At 52.6% G+C, this 20,421-nt stretch carries 16 protein-coding genes; 3 read left to right on the top strand and 13 right to left on the bottom strand.

Annotated features, from left to right (window positions below; translation table 11 throughout):
- Window positions 1–66: 66 nt before the first annotated feature.
- Both map and BTJ40_RS21285 read right to left on the bottom strand, forming a co-directional pair.
- A complete protein-coding gene (gene map / locus BTJ40_RS21280; RefSeq protein WP_108734961.1) occupies window positions 67–852 on the bottom strand; it encodes a type I methionyl aminopeptidase in 786 nt (261 codons plus the stop codon).
- A complete protein-coding gene (locus BTJ40_RS21285; protein ID WP_108734962.1) occupies window positions 845–1,051 on the bottom strand; it encodes a ParD-like family protein in 207 nt (68 codons plus the stop codon). Before BTJ40_RS21285 ends, map begins: the two co-directional genes overlap by 8 nt.
- A 151-nt stretch (window positions 1,052–1,202) precedes the next feature.
- On the opposite strand from BTJ40_RS21285, the gene BTJ40_RS21290 reads away from it, so the two are divergent.
- Complete coding sequence (locus tag BTJ40_RS21290) at window positions 1,203–2,906, top strand: NAD(P)/FAD-dependent oxidoreductase (protein WP_108734963.1); 1,704 nt, start codon at window positions 1,203–1,205, stop codon at window positions 2,904–2,906.
- Window positions 2,907–2,950: 44 nt separating this feature from the next.
- On the opposite strand, the gene BTJ40_RS21295 is transcribed toward BTJ40_RS21290, so the two are convergent.
- From BTJ40_RS21295 to BTJ40_RS21320, 6 genes are all read right to left on the bottom strand, one after another.
- Window positions 2,951–3,526, bottom strand: coding sequence for an OmpA family protein (locus BTJ40_RS21295; RefSeq protein ID WP_108734964.1), 576 nt, complete (start codon window positions 3,524–3,526; stop codon window positions 2,951–2,953).
- A gap of 86 nt (window positions 3,527–3,612) precedes the next feature.
- A complete protein-coding gene (locus tag BTJ40_RS21300) occupies window positions 3,613–4,260 on the bottom strand; it encodes an HAD family phosphatase (protein ID WP_108734965.1) in 648 nt (215 codons plus the stop codon).
- A gap of 14 nt (window positions 4,261–4,274) precedes the next feature.
- Window positions 4,275–4,640: a hypothetical protein gene (locus tag BTJ40_RS21305; RefSeq protein ID WP_108734966.1), complete on the bottom strand. Its 366-nt coding sequence runs from the start codon at window positions 4,638–4,640 to the stop codon at window positions 4,275–4,277.
- A 44-nt stretch (window positions 4,641–4,684) separates the two neighbouring features.
- Window positions 4,685–5,431: a 16S rRNA (uracil(1498)-N(3))-methyltransferase gene (locus tag BTJ40_RS21310; RefSeq protein ID WP_108734967.1), complete on the bottom strand. Its 747-nt coding sequence runs from the start codon at window positions 5,429–5,431 to the stop codon at window positions 4,685–4,687.
- 131 nt (window positions 5,432–5,562) lie between these two features.
- Window positions 5,563–8,694: an efflux RND transporter permease subunit gene (locus tag BTJ40_RS21315; RefSeq protein ID WP_108734968.1), complete on the bottom strand. Its 3,132-nt coding sequence runs from the start codon at window positions 8,692–8,694 to the stop codon at window positions 5,563–5,565.
- Complete coding sequence (locus BTJ40_RS21320) at window positions 8,694–9,944, bottom strand: efflux RND transporter periplasmic adaptor subunit (protein ID WP_108734969.1); 1,251 nt, start codon at window positions 9,942–9,944, stop codon at window positions 8,694–8,696. Before BTJ40_RS21320 ends, BTJ40_RS21315 begins: the two co-directional genes overlap by 1 nt.
- Window positions 9,945–10,238: 294 nt before the next feature.
- Between BTJ40_RS21320 and BTJ40_RS21325 the strand changes: the two genes are divergently transcribed.
- Window positions 10,239–12,593, top strand: coding sequence for a Tex family protein (locus BTJ40_RS21325; protein ID WP_108734970.1), 2,355 nt, complete (start codon window positions 10,239–10,241; stop codon window positions 12,591–12,593).
- A 64-nt stretch (window positions 12,594–12,657) separates the two neighbouring features.
- Here the strand turns inward: BTJ40_RS21325 and BTJ40_RS21330 are convergent, their stop codons facing one another.
- The 5 genes from BTJ40_RS21330 to BTJ40_RS21350 all read right to left on the bottom strand — a co-directional run bounded on the left by BTJ40_RS21330 (window position 12,658) and on the right by BTJ40_RS21350 (window position 18,103).
- The gene (locus tag BTJ40_RS21330; protein WP_108734971.1) at window positions 12,658–13,323 is read right to left on the bottom strand and encodes an RluA family pseudouridine synthase; all 666 of its coding nucleotides are present in this window, start codon (window positions 13,321–13,323) and stop codon (window positions 12,658–12,660) included.
- A 151-nt stretch (window positions 13,324–13,474) separates the two neighbouring features.
- The gene (gene metF, locus BTJ40_RS21335; protein WP_108734972.1) at window positions 13,475–14,305 is read right to left on the bottom strand and encodes a methylenetetrahydrofolate reductase [NAD(P)H]; all 831 of its coding nucleotides are present in this window, start codon (window positions 14,303–14,305) and stop codon (window positions 13,475–13,477) included.
- A 64-nt stretch (window positions 14,306–14,369) separates the two neighbouring features.
- Entirely contained in the window at window positions 14,370–15,746 is a 1,377-nt protein-coding gene (ahcY, locus tag BTJ40_RS21340) for an adenosylhomocysteinase (RefSeq protein WP_369974263.1), read from the bottom strand.
- Between the two features lie 107 nt (window positions 15,747–15,853).
- Window positions 15,854–17,074, bottom strand: coding sequence for a methionine adenosyltransferase (gene metK / locus BTJ40_RS21345; RefSeq protein ID WP_108734974.1), 1,221 nt, complete (start codon window positions 17,072–17,074; stop codon window positions 15,854–15,856).
- 72 nt (window positions 17,075–17,146) lie between these two features.
- Window positions 17,147–18,103, bottom strand: coding sequence for a metalloregulator ArsR/SmtB family transcription factor (locus tag BTJ40_RS21350; protein ID WP_108734975.1), 957 nt, complete (start codon window positions 18,101–18,103; stop codon window positions 17,147–17,149).
- A 259-nt stretch (window positions 18,104–18,362) separates the two neighbouring features.
- On the opposite strand from BTJ40_RS21350, the gene tkt reads away from it, so the two are divergent.
- Entirely contained in the window at window positions 18,363–20,363 is a 2,001-nt protein-coding gene (gene tkt / locus BTJ40_RS21355; protein ID WP_108734976.1) for a transketolase, read from the top strand.
- Window positions 20,364–20,421 lie beyond the last annotated feature (58 nt).

Below are 20,421 nucleotides of genomic sequence, written 5' to 3' on the forward strand. Positions count from 1 at the left end.
GCGAGGAGATGCGCTGTCTCACTATCTGCCGATTTTTATTTAGAAGGTATCTACGCCATTTTCATACTATTTAGGTAAGGAGGATTTTTCCTCATTCCTAAGCGTTAACACTTCATAGCCGTCACCGGTTACCAAAATCGTATGCTCCCATTGAGCCGATAGCTTTTTATCCTTAGTTACTACAGTCCAGCCATCTTTCTTAAGTTTGGTTTTACGATTTCCCTGATTGATCATGGGCTCAATGGTAAATGTCATTCCCTCCTGCAAAGCTTCACCGGAACCAGGCCGCCCAAAGTGAAGAACCTGCGGGGCCTCGTGCATTTCCCGGCCAATACCGTGGCCACAATATTCCCGTACGACACTGAAGCCGTTGCGCTCGGTATGGCGCTGGATTGCGTGGCCAATATCACCAAAGGTAATTCCTGGCTTTACCATGGCAATACCGGCCCACATAGCTTCATAGCAGGTGGTTACCAGTTTTCTGGCAATAGGGGTCACGGTACCGATGCTATACATTTTGCTGGAATCCGCGATATAGCCAGATTTCTCCAGGGTAATATCCACATTGATGATATCTCCCTCCCGCAACAGCTGCTTATCACTTGGCATGCCGTGACAGACTACTTCGTTGACTGAGGTGTTCAGGGCGTAGGGATAATCATATTGCCCCTTGCTGGCAGGGCGGGCATTGAGTTCCTTTACAATAAATTCCTCGACCCGCTCATTGATCTGCATCGTCGAGACCCCCGGCTGAATAAAGGAATCCAGCATGGCAAATACACGGCTTAGCAATTGACCCGAATGACGCATTAATTCCCGCTCATCGGGAGTCTTAATTTTTATTTCACTCACGTGTCAGCTCTTCCAGAGTCAGCGCTTGATTACGCAGTAACTTCTTACACAATTCGCTGTAGCTTAATTCCGGGTTCAGCTCCGCCAACATCCCAATCTTTATCCAGTACTCCGCCTGAGAATTAATTGAACGAGCCATCACCGTACTGGCCTTGCGGATCTCGTCGTGCAGCTCATCCGATATCTTGACGATACCCATCACTTTCACCTTGATATGTAACATATACAAAGTGTATATGATTTATATAAAAACGCACAATATACAACCAGAATATTAATATGCAACTTATTGCATAGCTCAATAGGGGACGCTATGGTTGAGGAATAAAAACAATAGTGGCGAGGCCATCATGACAGAGACCCCTGAGAAGAAGCGCAGTGCCCCAAAACCAAGCCGGCTGCGCATTGGCCGGCGCTATCGCCCAAGCCGCCTGGAAGGAAATTACGACGCCATTATCATTGGTTCCGGTATCGGCGGACTGACCTGTGCTGCGATGCTCAGTGCCATGGGCAAGAAAGTACTTGTCCTTGAGCAACACTACACTGCCGGGGGATACACCCACGCCTATGACCGCAACGGCTATGAGTGGGATGTCGGCGTCCACTATATTGGCGATGTGGGTGAGCACCCCACCATGACCCGCAAGATCTTCGACTTTATCACCAATAACCAGCTGCACTGGGCGCCAATGGACAGCACCTATGACCGCATCTGTATTGGCGATAAACAATACGACCTGAAGGCCGGTCGCCAGCAGTTTATCGATGAGCTGGTCAGCCACTTCCCGGATGAGCGCGCAAACATTGAGCAATACCTGCAACGACTGGCGGTAGTCGCCAAAGCCATGCAGCGGCTGGCAATGGAAAAAATGCTACCCACCTGGTGCGGGCCTTTTATACGCCTGTGGAAAAAACTACGCGAGCCCGCATGGCTCAATAAAACCACCCGCGAAGTTCTCGGCGAAATCACCAATAACGAAAAGCTGATCTCGGTGCTAACCGGGCAGTGGGGTGATAACGGCATGACCCCATCCGAAGGCAGCTTTATTATTCACGCGCTGATCGCCAAACATTATCTTTATGGCGGTTACTATCCTGTCGGTGGCGCCAGTAAAATTTCCGAAACTATTATTCCCCAGGTTCAGGCCAGCGGCGGAGATGTATTTACCTATGCCAAAGTCGAAACCATCCTGATGGATGGCAATCGGGTCAGCGGCGTAAGGATGTCCGACGGACATGAAATCGAAGCACCATTAGTTGTCTCCGGCGCAGGAGTATTTAACACCTTTGAGAAGCTGTTGCCGCGCAGTACCAGTGAGCGCATGGGGTATATCCGCGATCTGGAAACCGTCAATCGATCCATGTCCCACCTGTGTCTGTATATCGGTCTGGAAAAAACCGCCGAAGAGTTAAACCTTCCCAAAACGAATTACTGGATCTATTCCAGCGATCGTTACGAAGAGGATATGCAGGCCTTTATCGACGATCAGGATAAGGAAATACCGCTGGTCTATATTTCTTTCCCGTCAGCGAAAGATCCCACCTTTACCCAGCGCTACCCGGGCCGGGCCACCATCGAAATCGTGGCACCAGCCAACTACGACTGGTTTGCCCAGTGGCACGGCAAGCCTTGGGGCAAGCGGGGAGATGATTACGAGAACCTGAAGGAGGCATTTAGCCAGCGCCTGTTGGAGCACCTGTATAAGCACATGCCGCAGTTGCGTGGGGAAATCGATTACTACGAGCTATCAACCCCGCTATCCACAGATTATTTCTGCTACTATCCTCGTGGTGAAATCTACGGACTGGATCATGACCCCAATCGCTTTGAGCAATCCTGGCTGAGACCCAAAAGCCGGGTCAAGGGGCTCTACCTTACAGGACAGGATGTGATGAGCTGCGGCGTAGCCGGTGCAATGATCTCCGGTATGCTTACGGCGCAGAGTATTATTGGATTGCGCCAAACCGGAAAATTGATGAAGAAAATATTTTCCAACCAAGCCCCCAAGCCGCCGGTAAACCCCGGCGAGGAACTGGGTAATGCCTCAAGCTGAGACACTACCCCAAAGCGACCTCTTCACCTGCAAACTGTTCGGGGTTAGCGCCTCGGCAGTTTGCTGGGAACACGATCAAAATTTAATACCCGGATCATCAGGCGGCGGTTCTCCCGCTTGCCTTTCTCTGTCTCATTATCCGCAATCGGATCAGTATCGCCATAGCCTTGCGCTTCCATACGGTCAGCAGAGACGCCCCGCTCTATCAGGAAATGCTTTACCCAATCCGCTCTGCGCTGAGACAGGCTGAGATTCTTCTTCGCGTCGCCGCCACTGTCTGTATGCCCCTCAATGGAGATTCGCATCTCTGAAAAATCGCGCATGATCACCAGCAAGGCTTCCAGATCGGCAATAGTTTCTATGCGGGGGGCAAAACCGCCGGGATCAAACTCCAGGCGCAGGCGGAACGTATCTCCGATGGACCGGTTATTTCCCCGTAAAAACCTCACCAGCTCATCGGCAAACGGAGACGACTCACGGGCAATTTTTTCACTATCGCCCGACTGTATTCCATCGACAGGTTCGAGCATATATTTCTTTGAGGATTCGGACTGATCGCAGCCCACCAGGATAAAGGCCAATAAGAATAGGCAACAGGCAGACAAGAATTTACCCGCCATAGGTACAGCTTCCGGTTTCTCGACGTCAAATTCAGTGTAGAACAGCGAGAGCGCTGATCAACCGGAAGCCCCGGCCGCTGCGACCGTTAAATAAAGTTCAGGACCGCCATCATATCAGTGACTACCCGGGCCCCCTGCTGTTCCAGCTGGGGGCCCCTTACTGGGTGAGCGCTATAGCCAACCACTCGCATACCGGCAGAAACTGCCGCAGAAACACCGGCGATGGAGTCCTCCACCACCAGGCAGCGCTCCGGTGCCACCCCCATGGCATCTGCCGCGTGCAGGAACAGCTCGGGCCAGGGCTTGCCACGGGATACATCATCAGCACTGAAAATCCGCCCATCGAAATAATCGTACAAGCCGGTTTTATTCAGCGTCAGCTGCATTTTCTGATGGGAACCCGAGGAGGCCACACAACTGCGCAGGCCCATCTGCTGTAGCTGGTCGAGCAGGCCTTCGATACCCACAACCGGCTGCAATTCCTGCTGAAACGCCTCACGGATACGGCGTTCCGTATTGCCAAAATAGTTATCCGGCAATGGCCCGCCAAAGCGCTTCTCGATCTCCACCAGGCAGTCCCTGGCCGGGCGACCGCTGAATTGCTCATCCAGCTCCTCAGCGGTGGTCTGCAAGCCAAGGCGGTTCATTTCTTCTGCCAATATGCGACAGACGATGCTCTCGCTGTCTACCAGCACACCATCACAGTCAAAGATAACTAAATCGGTAGAAGACATGGGAACCTACATCGTTAACGCGCAGAAAGGAGCATCAGGCCGAGAATGACGCCGATAACACCACTAATGCGCAGGAAGTTTTCATTGCCACGGGAAATTTTAATCGCTAATTCCTTGCCCCGCTCAAAACCGATCTGCAGCATATAGGCACCACTTAACAGCACCAGTACACCCAGGGCATTAAATAAGATATACCAGTGGCGAGTATCTGCGATCAGTAACAGGATAAGACCAACAATAATACGCCCCCATGCGGAGAGGGCATAACCGGTTTCATTGAGACGCTCACTAAGACTTCGCGCCAGTTGCGGCTTGGCAACAATCGCCAGCGATAACACAATGATGACAATTCCCAACAGCCAGATAAACGCTTTTATCATGCTCTTCTCTCCCTGAATACTCTTAAGTCCAATCCTTCAGCGACTTACAAATCACCCCATTGAAATTGCAATACCGACAATGCCGCAATCGGCGCTGTCTCAGTGCGCATTACTCTCGGCCCAAGGCGCAGCGACATAAAATCCTGCGCCAGTGCTGCATCGATTTCCACCTGCGATAGTCCGCCCTCTGGACCTACCAGTAACAGGGCGGATTCCGGTGTACCTCGCTCTGCCTGCCATTGGCGCAGATCCAGTTCGGTGCGGTGATGCAATACCAATTTGGCTTGTGATTCAGCCTCACCGGACACACTTTGTAAATACTGCGCCAGCTTTATCGGTTCGGCAATCTCCGGCACCCGGTTTCGCTCACACTGCTCGCAGGCACTGATAGCGATCTGGCGCCAGTGGCCCAGTTTTTTTTGTAAACGATCTCCGGAAAGCTTTACTTCACAGCGTTCGGTAAACAGCGGCTGTATTGCCGCCACTCCCATCTCTGTGGCTTTCTGTATCACCCAATCGAAGCGATCGCCACGGGAAATACCGATCGCCAGGGTCAGTGCCAAAGGCGATTGGCGATCTTCTGCACAGTACTCTCCCGTGCGCGCACGCGCCCGTTTACCGGTCTCGATCAACTCCGCCGTGTACTCACCGCCATTGCCGTCAAAAAGAACTAAAGGGTGGCCGGCATTCAGGCGAAGCACTTTTACCAGGTGACGGGAAGCCAGCTCATCCAGGTCTACTTCCTGATCGGAAGCCAGAGGCTGCTTGGAAAAAATACGCGGGATGCGCATGGGAGAATCCTATTCAAACACCATAAAAAAGCCGACAGGAATGTCGGCATTTTGCTGGCAGTTAGTTTAGGCATTTATACCCCATAGGCGCAATGGTGGAGGCGATCCACCATTGCGCCTGAACACCTGCGCTACACAGTCTCCAATGAGACCGGGGTATCGTCTTCTACTGCAACGTTGTGCTTCGGGCGTAACCTCTCAATAACTTTGTACAGGTTGGGGACCAAGATCAAAGTCACCGCCGTTGCAAACAGAACGCCAAATGCCAGGCTGATCACCATCGGGATCAGGAACTGGGCCTGGATCGACCGTTCGAACATAATCGGTACCAGACCGATAAAGGTAGTAATTGAGGTCAGGATAATCGGACGGAAACGATCCCGGCCCGCATGTACCACCGCATCCATCACCGCCATACCCTGAGCGCGCAGCTGATTAATGCGATCCATCAATACCAGGTTGTCGTTCACAACCACACCCGCCGCTGCGAGGAAACCGAGCATCGACATAATGCTGATGTTGTGCCCCATCAACAGGTGGCCAACTAAGGCACCGAAGAACCCAAACGGCACAGCAGTAAGGATCAGCAATGGCTGTGAGTAAGAGCGGAAAGCAATCGCCAGCAGTGCATAAATGCCGAACAGGGACAATACAAAGAAGGCCAGAATAGCACCGTTAAACTCTTCTTCCTCCTGCATTTCCCCTGCGGTTCTCAGGGAGAAACCGGGGAACTGGCGCTCCAGCTCAGGTACCAGGGTCTCGCGCATATCCTTAAGGATATCCTGCGCGCTGGAAGTATTCGGCGTTATTTCGGCAAATACCCGCACGGTGCGCTCGCGATCGTTGCGGCGAATCGTGGTATAACCGGGTACATAAACCGCATCAGCCACCGCTGAGAAGGGTACTTCTCCATCGTTGGTGCGAATGCGGATACGGTCCATCTGCTCTTCACTGGCGCGCTCCTCCATGGGGTAGCGAACCATTACGCGAACATCCTCACGACCACGTGGGATACGTTGAACCTCCTCACCGTAGAAACCCTGACGAACCTGCCTGGCCACATCTGCGAGATTAATGCCCATCGTAGTGGCATAGGGTTTCAGCTGGATTTCAATATCGCGTCGGGCACTGGTCAGGTTATCCCGCACATCGTAGACACCGACATAACTATCCAGTTTTTCCTTAACCAAATCAGCAGCAGCGCGCAGTTCACCCATATCCCCTGAGGCAGTACTCAGGTTCAGGCTCATACCATTACTGCTATTGTTGATGCTCGCATCAATATTCATGTCCTCGACACTAGCCGGCAGCTCGCCAATCAATTCGCGCCAGCGCAACGCTAAAGACTCGGAGGTGACATCGCGCATCTCTCCATCGGTAAGCTGCAAGGTTACATAGATGTTGCCACGCCAATTGAAAACCAGGGAGTTCTGCAAGAACGACTCACCCTTGTTCTGCTCCAGCATTCCCTCATCGGTTTCCAACTTATCAGCGGCGGTGAGTACCTGCTCCATTACCCGTTCAGCTTCACTGAAGGGTTCACCTGAGGCCATAGAAATTCGCAATTGCAATAAATCAGAGGGGACCTGGGGTGAGAATGAAGAGCCCACATAACCACTCTGGAAAACAGCGATCGACAAACCCAGTGCCAACATAAAGCTCATCACTGTGGTGCGGCTATTGCTAAGGGACTTTTCCAGTAAAGGTAGGTAGTACTTATCTCCGGCCGTCTTCATCGCACCGGCAAAACTTCTACGTACGTTTTGTAATTTAATTCCCAGTGTCGATTTGGCAGGTTTCTCTGGCTTCATGCCCACCAAGTGAGCCGGCAGGATCAACAGGGATTCCACCAGGGAGAAGACCAGACACAGCAGTACTACCACCGGCAAGGCCAGCATCATCTGTGCGGTAACGCCGGGCAGGAACAGCATGGGGATAAAGAACACCATGGTGGAGGTCACGGCGAAAATTACCGGGGAAGCTACCTGCTTCACCCCTTGCTCAGCTGCAGCCAGGCCAGATTCACCTCTATCGTGGGCAGCATGCACTGCCTCCCCAACAATGATGGCATCGTCCACCACAATCCCAAGTATTAACAGGAAGGCGAACAATGACAGCATATTTAGACTGACGCCGGTCACCGGCAACAGCCAGAAAGCACCCAGGAAAGCGACAACAATGCCCACGGTTACCCACATGGCCAGTGCCGGGCGCAGGAACAGCATCAGCATGACAAACACCATGGCAAAACCGCTCAGGGCATTAGTAGTCAGCAGATTCATGCGGCCTTCAAATGCCTTGGAGAAGTCGAACCAGACATCCAGTTCCATGCCCGGTGGCAATTGCTCGCGAGTCTCCTCCAGGAACGCTTTGATTCTCTCAGCGGTTTTCACCACATCCAGGGGCTCGCCCTGAATAATGCGAAGGTTCATGGCTGGATTGCCATTAAAACGAATAACGTTGTTGTATTCCTCAAAGCCATCACGCACTGTCGCTACATCGCGCAGCAACAATACAGAGCCATCGGCACGGCTAACTACGGGGATACGCTCGAAGTCTTCAGCGGTATAGGCCTGGCCACGAGTTTGCACCTGAATATCACCGCGGTCCGAGCGCACCATGCCGGCAGGCAAATCCAGGGAGGAGCGGCGCACCGCGTCGGCAACCTGATTAAAGCTCAGGTTGTAGCGACGTAAATCCAGCTCGGAAACTTCAATGGATAACTCGTCTGGTCGATCACCCCAAACATCAACTCTGCGCACACCGGAAATCAGGTTGAGCTTATCGCGCAAATCCAGGGTGGTTTCCTTGAGCTGACGCTCAGAGACTGGCCCACCGATGGCGATCATCATTAACTCGGCGTTAGCTTCAATCAAGCGAATAATGGGACGCTCAATACCGTCGGGAAAGGTATTGATACTATCTACCTGAACCTTAATATCGTTGAGCAATCGCAACTCGTCGTAGCCATCCATCGCCTGGATTTCAATAGAGGCACTACCTCGTCGGGAAGCGGAGTTTACTTCCTTAATACCCTTTACTTCGGAGATAGCCTCCTCAACCCGAACGGTTACCTGCTGCTCCACCTCTGCCGGACCGGCGCCGGGGTAAGAGATATTAACCTCTACAATCCCCAACTGCAGCGTGGGAAACACCTCCCGGTCGATACTCATAAGGCCAAAGATTCCGCCGATGATTATCATAATCATCAGCAGATTTGCGGCTTTACTGTTGCGCGCAAACCACGGGATGATTCCGCTCATTACTTGCCTCCCAGGGAAGCATTGCTAACACCGCCGGCATCACCAGCAGCGGATACTGCAGAAGGCTCTGCGGAATCCTCCGAGAGACTCCCCAGGCCCGCTGGCCGCTCATTGAGGGGGTTAGCGGTGAGTATCATACCCTCACGGGAGTAGCCCAAGCTTGAAACAATCACTCGGTCACCCATAGCGATATCACCGCGGAGCCAGATTCTGTCACCTATGGTTTGTAACAGCTCAACAGTTTTGTAGATCAGCTGACTCTCGGCATTCAGCACCAACAGGTGATCCCCTTCATGCAGTGCCTGACGGGGCAACTCCACAACATCATCAAAGGTTCTGCCGGCAATATCTGCCTCAACAAACAGGCCATTCATCAGCGGCACATCCCCTTCATAGGGCTTCTGTACCTGGGCAACAGCAAAAATAAAGCGACTGTTGGGATCGATACTGGCTTCAGTTCGCACCAATTGCGCACGCCACTCGTGTTCACGTCCAGCCACAACAGCTTTCAGACGCACAGCGGGACCATTCTCAATAGTTTTACCCAGGGGAAGATCGAGCAACGCCAGCTGCTGATCGGTCAGAGGGAGACGGACTTCAGCGATACCGGTGCTGTGAATTTTTGCCAGAGGGGTACCGGGGGTAATGTACTGTCCCAGGTCGACAAAAGTCTCAACTACACGACCTGCAAAAGGGGCTTTGAGTGATGTGCGTTCCAAATCCAATTTTGCCTGGTCGCGGTCAGCCCTTGCTGCTTCCACTGCAGCCTGGGCAGCTTCGAGATGGGGTTTGCGCAGGAACAGGGCATTGGCAGCTTCAGATCCCAGGTCACGCCACTCGCGCTTAGCTTGCTTGGCATGGCCCTGCTCCTGAGCCAGGGCGGACTTGGCATTTGCCAGTTGCGATTCCGCGCGAGTGACCTGGTAGCGATAGTCTGCTTGCTCGAGCTGCAATAAACGGGCGTCTTTATTGAAGAAGCCGCCGGGAACAAATGCCTCATCGACGCTTTCGATCACACCGCCGACTCGCGCAATCACATCGATTTCATGGCGGGCATGAACGGTTCCCTGGCTAGGTACCAACAGTGTCTGGCGACTGGGTTCTATATAGAGAACATCGGCCATTGGCGGTACCACCACCTCTGGCGGTTTTTCCTCCGGCTTCGGTTTCAATACAACCACCGCAGCAATAACAGCCACCCCGACTAACAATACAATGAATAACAGCTTGTTTTTACTCGAGACTTTCACAGGTACCCTCTACCCCGTTCCCTGACCTGAATTGGTCAAATTTTAGTTAGCACGCATTCTACTGAAGTTCGACGCACATAAGAGGCAATTTGGATGCAGACTGCCGCACAAGTTTGTGTCCTGCCGCAAACCTTCCTCGCTGCGCTCGGGTAACGCATAATGCCGACCCAAAATTACTCCTGTAAGGGCCCTCTCGTTTACCCGCCAAATACCACGGAAACTGAAAGGCTACTTACTGGTCCAACATCGCCCTTAACGGTACGAAATTTCCCGGAAAACGGATGTAAACATCAAATGCTGGATATCAACGTTCGCATCGCCGAAGAACTCAATGTCAGACCACAACAGGTTACCGCCGCAGTATCCCTGCTCGATGAAGGAGCCACAGTCCCATTTATTGCGCGCTACCGGAAAGAAGTGACAGGGGCCCTGGACGACACCCAGCTGCGCACCTTGGAAGACCGACTGCGCTATCTGCGCGAACTGGAAGAGCGCCGCGCTGCCATCCTGAAAAGCATCGATGAGCAGGGCAAGCTGACTCCAGAGTTGTCACAACAAATTAACAGTGCCGACACCAAGAATCGCCTCGAAGACCTCTACCTCCCCTACAAACCCAAGCGCCGCACCAAAGGGCAAATCGCCATCGAGGCTGGCCTGGAACCGCTGGCCGATGCACTGATCAACACCCCCTCCCTCGACCCCGCAGCTGAAGCAGAGCAATACCTCAACACCGACAACGAAGACGCCACCCTTCACGTCAAAGACATCAAAGCCGCTCTGGATGGAGCCAAATTTATCCTGATGGAACGTTTTGCCGAAGACGCCGAGCTGCTGGGCAAGCTGCGTGAATTCCTCAAGCGCGACGGACAGGTGAAATCCAAACTGCTCGAAGGCAAAGAAGAAGAAGGGGCCAAGTTCCGCGACTATTTTGAATACGCCGAAGACTGGTCCAAGGTGCCCTCCCACCGTGCACTGGCTATTTTCCGCGGCCGCAACGAAGGCGTACTCGCTATCAGTGTGGGCCTCGCCGAAGAAGAGGGGACCTCCCCAACCTCCAGCCATCCCTGCGAAGCCATGATCGCCCGCCATGTGGATATCACCGATGAAGGTCGCCCTGCAGACAAATGGCTCGGCGAAGTAGTGCGCTGGACCTGGCGAATCAAGCTGCTGACCGCACTGGAAACTGACCTGATGGGTGAGCTGCGCGAGAAAGCAGAGGAGGAGGCCATCAAGGTATTCTCCCGCAACTTGAAAGATCTGCTGCTGGCAGCTCCGGCTGGGCAAAAAGCCACCATCGGCCTCGACCCGGGCCTGCGCACCGGGGTCAAAGTCGCCGTGGTGGATGCCACCGGCAAGATACTCGATCACACCGCTATCTTCCCCAACCCGCCACAGAATCGTCACCAGGAGTCTGCAGCGGTTATTGCCGCCCTGTGCAATAAATACAATGTGGGCCTGATCGCCATTGGCAACGGCACCGCCAGCCGCGAAACCGACAAATTCGTCGGGGAAACCATTAAGCAATATAAGCTGACGGCTCAAAAAGTTGTGGTTAACGAAGCCGGTGCTTCCGTTTACTCCGCCTCTGAATTCGCTGCGCGGGAATTCCCGGATCTTGACGTGACTATCCGTGGAGCCATCTCCATCGCCCGCCGTCTGCAGGACCCGCTGGCAGAGTTGGTGAAAATCGAACCCAAATCCATTGGTGTTGGCCAGTATCAGCACGACGTTTCCCAGACTCAGCTGGCTCGTTCACTGGACGCCGTAGTCGAGGACTGTGTAAACGGTGTCGGCGCTGAGCTGAACTCCGCCTCTGCACCGCTGCTGGCTCGGGTTTCCGGCCTGACTGCATCTATTGCCAACAATATCGTCAGCTACCGCGACCAGAACGGCGCATTCAAAAATCGCAAGCAGCTAATGGAAGTTCCGCGTTTGGGCCCCAAGGCATTCGAACAGGCCGCCGGCTTCCTGCGTATTAATAATGGTGAAAATCCGCTGGATAAATCCGGGGTACACCCCGAGTCCTATATCGTGGTTAAACGCATTGCCGAGAAAAATAGCCGTGAAATTAACAGCCTCATCGGCGACTCCGGCTTCCTGCGCCGACTGAATCCGGCAGACTATACCGACGAAAAATTCGGTGTACCTACCGTTACCGATATTATTGCCGAACTGGAAAAGCCCGGCCGCGACCCGCGCCCGGAATTCCGCACGGCGAAATTTGAAGAGGGCGTAGAGGAAATCAAAGACCTGCGCCCGGCAATGGTACTCGAGGGGACCGTCACCAACGTTACCAACTTCGGTGCCTTTGTGGATATCGGTGTTCACCAGGATGGCCTGGTACATATCTCTGCACTCTCAGAGAAGTTCGTTAAAGACCCTCACGAAGTCGTAAAAGCCGGTGATATTGTCAAAGTTAAAGTGATGGAAGTGGACGTTGCCCGCAAACGTATCGGCCTTTCCATGCGTTTATCTGACGAGCCCGGTGAGCAGGGTAGTGGCGGTATTAAAAAAGGTGACCAGCGCGAAAACCGCCAAGCCCAGCGCTACAACAAACAGCAGGGCAACCGCTCCCAGAAAGGGGGCCAAGGTAATGGCCGTGGCAGCATGGGCGATATTTTGATGGCGGCGATGAAGAATAAAAAATAACCGATAAAAAGGGCGGCTAAGTGGCCGCCCTTTTTATATATCTTTGACAACCCCTATTGTCACCTTATTCAATTACAAATTCTCCGGGCAACTCGCTAGTAAAGAATAGCGCTTCTCCGCTTGTAGGGTGAGAAAAATTCAATTCGCTGGCATGTAATAATAGCCTCGAAGCTCCCTTCAACGCATCGGGGTGGGCATAAAAGGGGTCTCCCAGTATCGGATGTCCTATTGCCTGCATATGCACACGGAGTTGGTGGGAGCGTCCAGTAACTGGCATAAGTCGAATTAAACTACTGTTTTCAGAGCTGGAGACTCTCTCCCAACGAGTCAGGGATGGCTTGCCCTCGGAAAAATCCACTTTTTGCCTTGGCCTATTTGGCCAGTCACAAATAAGCGGTAAATCCACTTCACCACTTACATTTTCAGGCACACCCCATACTCGCGCATAGTAGATTTTCTCAACTTCACGATTTTGAAATAAAATACTCAGCGCCTTGTGCACCTCGGCACTGCGCGCCATTACGATTAGTCCTGAAGTATCCATGTCCAATCGATGGACAGTTAATGCATCTGGATATAGTGATTGCGCTCGACTAGCTAAGCTGTCTTTATGATCAGCGCTTCTTCCCGGAACACTGAGAAGCCCGCTAGGTTTTTCTAAAACCAGTAGTGCTTCATCCTCATACAGTATTGAGAGGAATGGTTTCAGGGGGGGATTATAATTCCGCACTTATACCAACCTACCGGAATTTAAAAATATTTCAGATGGCCCAGAAGAGATGTTAAATCTCCAGCCAGTAAACTCTGAACAAACGATATGAAAATTTCAGACAATGTTTCATAAACAGAAAACTCGAAAGCAATAGCTTTCGAGTTTTCAATTAAAGCTTGAGGCTTTTCAAAATCTTAGTAACGATTGCATCCTGATTCATTGTGTAAAAATGTAAACCCGGCGCCCCCCCTTCTAATAAGGTCTCGCAGAGGTCGGTAACAACCTCTAATCCAAGCTTTCGAATGTCTTCAGGATTACGGAAGCTTTCCATGCGCTTAACCAACCACCTCGGAATTTCCGCACCACAATTGCGAGAGAAACGCACAAGGTTGGCAAAATTAGCTATCGGCATAATGCCTGGATAAATGGGCGCATCGATACCCGCCTTTTCACACTGATCAATAAAGTAGAAATAGGAATCTGGGTTATAGAAATATTGAGTCAGTGCGCTATTAGCACCTGCCTCAAATTTACCTTTTAAATACCGAATATCATCATCGTAGCTATTCGACTCCGGGTGGATCTCTGGATAGGCAGCTACTTCAAGATGAAATTGATCGCCGGTATGTCGTCGAATAAAGGCGACTAATTCATTCGCATAAACCAGTTGCGCCACTGCACCCATGCCCGATGGCATATCACCGCGCAGTGCAACTATTCGATTAATTCCCGCCTCTTTATATTCATTTAACAAACCCAGTATTGTCTCTTCATTATCACCGCCGAACGATAAATGAGGGGCAATTGAAATACCATCCCGTCGCATATTGGTCACAATACTCGACGTTGTCTCTCTTGTGGTACCACCGGCACCATAAGTTACAGAGAAGAATTCAGGGTTAAATGCCTGCAGCGCTTCACGAGTTTTATATAGTTTCTCGCGACCCTCTGGCGTTTTGGGAGGGAAAAATTCGAAACTTATGCGAATGGAGTCTTTCATTATATTTCTCCAACCCCGCACAATTCAGGTGCCGGCCATGCCGACACCTTTTAGTTAGGGGTGATTAGTACTTATAACTTTCAGGTTTGAACGGACCTTCAACTGAAACACCGATATAGTTAGCTTGCTGCTCGGTCATACGGGTAATAACACCACTAAAACCCTCAACCATATAGCGTGCAACTTCTTCATCCAGGTGCTTGGGCAGTACTTTTACATACAGCGCTGAAGTTTTTTGATCTGCTGGTAAGTCAGCAAACTTTTCTTTGAACAAATGGATCTGGGCGAGAACCTGGTTGGCAAAAGAGCCATCCATAATGCGGCTCGGGTGGCCAGTAGCGTTGCCAAGGTTTACCAGGCGGCCTTCAGACAGCAGCAGCAAGTGATCATTGGTTTCGCTATTGCGAACCACCTTATGTACCTGCGGCTTAACTTCCTGCCACTCCCAGTTTTCACGCATAAAGGCGGTGTCGATTTCATTATCGAAGTGACCAATATTACAAACCACCGCACCACTCTTCAGGGCGGAAAGCATGTGGGCATCGCAAACATTCACATTACCGGTTGTAGTAACGATCAGGTCTGTATTGGCCAGCAGCTGTTTGTTAATACCCTCAGCAGTACCGGTATTAACACCGTCGATATAGGGGGAAACCAGCTCGAAGCCGTCCATACAAGCCTGCATCGCACAGATCGGGTCCACTTCAGAAACCCGTACGATCATGCCTTCCTGGCGCAGGGATGCTGCAGAACCTTTACCTACGTCGCCGTAACCAATAACCAGCGCTCGCTTACCAGAGAGCAGGTGGTCAGTGGCGCGCTTGATGGCGTCGTTAAGGCTGTGGCGACAGCCGTATTTGTTGTCGTTCTTGCTCTTGGTCACAGCGTCATTAACGTTGATCGCAGGAATCTTCAGGGTGCCTTCGCGCAGCATATCCTGCAGGCGGTGTACGCCGGTGGTGGTCTCTTCACTCACACCGTGGCAAGCATCGAGAAGTTGCGGGTATTCGCGGTGCAGCAACTCGGTGAGGTCGCCACCGTCATCCAAAATAATATTGGGTTGCCAGCCTGCAACATCGGCACCAATAGTGCGCTCAAGGCACCACTCGTACTCTTCTTCAGTTTCACCTTTCCAGGCAAATACAGGGATTCCGCGCGCAGCAATGGCGGCAGCGGCGTGATCCTGGGTGGAGAAAATATTACAGGAGGACCAGCGAACTTCAGCACCCAGTGCGACCAGGGTTTCGATCAGCACCGCAGTCTGGATCGTCATATGGATACAGCCCATGATACGGGCACCCGCCAGCGGCTGCTCTGCACGATATTTCTCACGCAGAGTCATCAGCGCCGGCATTTCACCTTCTGCAATTTCAATTTCACGGCGCCCCCACTCGGCCAGGGAAATATCCGCGATTTTGTAATCTTTAAATTCAGTGCTCATTTGATTCATCGTTTTTGAGTCCAAAAATTATCTGCTTGCCGAGTGGTACCCAGCATATTTTGTGTGCCCGCGCTTTTGGCGCAGGCATGAATATTTATTTCTGAAACTTAGAGGCCGGCTTGGGAGCAAAGCTCATCCGCTTTATCGGTTTTCTCCCATGGGAAAGCAGTAAAGCTCTCACTGCGTTCCTGACCGTTGCTGTCGACCCAGTTGTAAGTGTGGGTAAACGGGTCGCGACCAAAGTGACCGTAAGCTGCGGTCAACTGATACATCGGGTGCAGCAGGTCGAGGGATTTGGAGATGGCGTAAGGGCGCAGGTCAAAGTTTTCGCGTACCAGCTCTACCAGCTTATCCTCTGGTACCAAACCGGTTCCAAAAGTATTAATTGCTACGGAAGTCGGCTCGGCGACACCGATGGCGTAGGAAACCTGAATCTCACAGCGCTTGGCCAGGCCTGCCGCGACAATGTTCTTAGCCACATAGCGACCCGCATAAGCGGCAGAGCGGTCAACCTTGGAGGGGTCCTTACCGGAAAATGCACCGCCGCCATGGCGAGCAGAGCCACCGTAAGTGTCAACGATAATCTTGCGCCCGGTGAGACCGCAGTCTCCAACGGGCCCACCAATAACAAAGTTGCCCGTCGGATTGATATGGAACTTGGTGTCTTTATGCAGCCATTCCAGCGGCAAGGTGTTGTGAACAATCAACTCCATCACTGCATCGCGCAGATCTTTTTGGCTGACATCCGGGTTGTGCTGAGTTGAAAGAACAACCGCATCGATCGCACAGGGGCGACCTTGTTCGTCGTAACGGAAGGTCAGCTGGCTTTTTGCATCGGGACGCAACCAGGGGAGCAGGCCGGATTTACGCACTTCAGCCTGACGCTCAACCAGACGGTGGGAATAGTAGATCGGCGCAGGCATAAAGGTGGGGGTTTCATTGGTCGCATAACCAAACATTAACCCCTGATCCCCAGCACCCTGATCTTCCGGCTTAGCACGGTCTACACCCTGTGCGATATCCACAGATTGTTTACCAATCACATTGATAACACCGCAAGTATCTCCGTCGTAGCCCACATCGGAAGAGGTATAGCCGATATCGGTAATAACTTTGCGCACCAGCTCTTCCAGATCAACCCAGGCAGAGGTGGAAATCTCGCCGGCAATAACAGCAATACCGGTTTTCACCAGGGTTTCACAGGCAACCCGCGCCTGCTTGTCACGGGCCAGTAGAGCATCCAATACAGCATCGGAAATCTGGTCGGCAATTTTATCCGGGTGTCCCTCAGATACGGATTCTGAGGTAAACAGTCTGTATTCACTCATTTTGAGGTCTCCATTGTCCCGCCGCAGCGGTTGAATATCTTTTAACTTCAGGCTGTGCCTGACAAACCCCCGTCAGGGCTTAATAAACTCTCTTATCTGAATCTGAAAGCCGTTGCGCAGGGCACTATAAATACTGCGCCCATCTTGCAGGCCGGCAGTCGCGGCCCAGTCACTCAACTGCTCTGGAGCAAAACCCAGCCATAAATCTCCGCAGGCCTCTCTGGCCCAATCCTGGCTGTGTTCTTGCAATTCTGCGATTAAAAGCTGCCCGCCCTTTTTTAGGGCGCCGTGCAAATCGTGAAAAATTTGTGCCGGGTCAGGAGTGTGGTGCAGCACCATGTTCACCACGATGGTGTCGGCACTGGCCGGCCGCGCTGCAGCTGCGCGAGTATCGCTACAGACAAACTCGATATTTTTAATACCCTGTTCATCGGCAAAAGATTGGGCCCGCTCCAACATTGCAGAAGACAGATCCAGTGCTGTCACTGTCGCGAAACGCTGGGCCAACTCCTGTAGAAATTCACCTTCTCCAGGACCAACTTCCAAGGCATGACGACCAGGTTTGAGCAGCTGGGCCACCTGTGGTCCGTATACGTCATAGCTGGCAATCAATTCCTGCTGCTCGCGAAAGCGGTTGCCGTAATCGGCAAAGAAACGTCGCGATGCTTCCGCTCTCTCTTCAGAAATCCGGGATACCGCCTGCACACGCACATCGGCCAGAGGCAAATGATCCAGGTTTGTAAAAAGCTGTGCCAGCAGTGGAGTAGCTGCAGTGCGCCGGTAGAAAAGGTTATTACCTTCGCGGTGCTTGTTTACCAGACCTGCCTGGGCGAGCACTTTCAAGTGATGACTCAAGGCAGGTTGGCGCAAATCAAAGATTCGGCACAGCTCTAAAACACTGTAAGAGTCCTGGCTGAGCAGGCGCAATATTTCGAGCCGCAGGGGATCTCCGGCGGCTTTCAGGGTCAAGGCCAGCTGAGGAATTGCCTCGGCTGGGCTCAGTTCGGGAGCTGGCTCATTTTCAGACATGGGACGAAGTCTAGCAGGGGAGCACACCTATATCAAAATGTTTTGATATAGCTTTATTAAATATTTTTGATATAGATGTTAATGGCGCCGCCTGATGCATAGAATTGGAAGTTTGTTGCTGCACTCAACAACAAATCCCCCACCAAAGCTTTGCGCAGGGCCGCCCTTTACGGGAAAATACGCCACCATTTTCGTTGTTGCGGGAATCTGCCGGCAGAGCAGCGCCGCACCCTAGCTAAGAAACCAGAGAGCTCTTCTTATGTCTTCTACTCCCTCTCGCACTGAAAAGGCCAACGCCATTCGCGCCCTGTCTATGGACGCGGTCCAGAAAGCCAAAAGTGGCCACCCCGGTGCGCCCATGGGTATGGCGGATATCGCCGAGGTGCTGTGGAATGACTACTTAAAGCACAACCCAGCCAACCCCAACTGGGCCGATCGCGACCGCTTTGTACTGTCCAACGGTCACGGCTCCATGCTGCTTTATTCCCTGCTGCACCTGTCCGGCTATGACCTGCCGATAGAAGAGCTGCAGAACTTCCGCCAACTGCATTCCAAAACTCCGGGCCATCCCGAATACGGTTATGCCCCTGGTGTAGAGACCACCACCGGCCCACTGGGCCAGGGCATCACCAACGCTGTTGGTATGGCAATGGCAGAAAAGATAATGGGTGCCCAGTTCAATCGCCCTGGCTACGAGCTGGTAGACCATCACACCTATGTATTCCTGGGCGATGGCTGCCTGATGGAAGGTATCTCCCACGAAGCCTGCTCCCTGGCCGGTACCCTGGGCCTGGGCAAGCTGGTCGCCTTCTATGACGACAACGGCATCTCCATCGATGGTGAAGTGGAAGGCTGGTTCACCGACGACACTCCCAAGCGCTTTGAATCCTACGGCTGGCACGTAATTCCCAATGTGGATGGCCACGATTCCGCCGCTATCAAAGCCGCTATTGAAGAAGCTCGCTCTGTTACCGATAAGCCCACCATTATCTGCTGCAAAACCGTGATCGGCTTCGGCTCCCCGAACAAACAGGGGCGCGAAGAGTGTCACGGTGCACCGCTGGGTGACGAAGAGATCGCCCTGGTTCGCGAAACCCTCGGTTGGGCCCACGGCCCATTTGAAATCCCCGAAGATATCTACGCTGGCTGGGATGCCAAAGCCAAAGGTGAAGCCCAGGAAGACGAATGGAAAGATATCCTCGCCGATTACCGCGAAGAATTCCCGGAGCTGGCAGCTGAATTTGAGCGCCGTATGAGCGGTGAACTGCCCGCAGACTTCCTCAGCAAAGCAGATGAGTACATCAAAGCCTGCCAGGAAAATGCAGAGAAGATCGCCTCCCGCAAAGCCAGCCAAAACGCACTGAACGCCTACGGCCCGCTGCTGCCCGAATTCCTCGGCGGCTCTGCCGACCTGGCCGGCTCCAACCTCACTATCTGGTCAGGCTCCAAAGGCATCAGCGCCGAAGATGCCTCCGGCAACTACATCTATTACGGTGTGCGCGAATTCGGTATGAGCGCCATTATGAATGGTATCGCTCTGCACGGTGGTTTCGTGCCCTACGGTGCTACCTTCCTGATGTTTATGGAATACGCCCGCAACGCTGTGCGCATGGCCGCACTGATGAAGCAGCGCGTGATCTTTGTCTACACTCACGACTCTATTGGCCTGGGCGAAGACGGCCCAACTCACCAGCCGGTGGAACAGCTCAGCGCCTTACGCGCCACTCCGAACCTGCACACATGGCGCCCCTGTGACGCCACTGAATCCGCAGTGAGCTGGAAGATGGCTATAGCGCGCAAAGAAGGCCCCAGCACCATGGTCTTTAGCCGTCAGGGCCTGGCTCCTCAAGATCGCGACAGCGCACAGCTGGCTCAGATTGAGCGCGGTGGATACGTACTATCCGACTGCGAAGGTACTCCTGAAGCCATTATTATTGCCACTGGCTCCGAGGTAGAGCTGGCGATGGCAGCCCAGGAAAAACTGGTTGGCAAGAAAGTTCGCGTTGTTTCCATGCCCTGTGCCGAGTTGTTTATGGAGCAGGAAGAAGCTTATCGCGAGTCCGTACTGCCTTCTTCTGTACGTGCACGAGTAGCGGTAGAAGCGAGCCACAAAGACTACTGGTATAAGTTTGTCGGTTTCGATGGCGCTATTATCGGTATGGAAACCTTTGGCGAATCTGCCCCTGCCGGCGACTTGATGCGCTACTTTGGTTTCACTGTGGACAATGTGGCTGAAGCGGTAGAAAAACTGCTGAAGTAATACTGTTCTCTCCACCGAATATCGTTTAGGTATCAACCCCGTGCGGCTCTGGCTCGGC

This window comes from Microbulbifer sp. A4B17 (assembly GCF_003076275.1).
In the GTDB taxonomy this organism is placed as follows: Bacteria; Pseudomonadota; Gammaproteobacteria; order Pseudomonadales; family Cellvibrionaceae; genus Microbulbifer.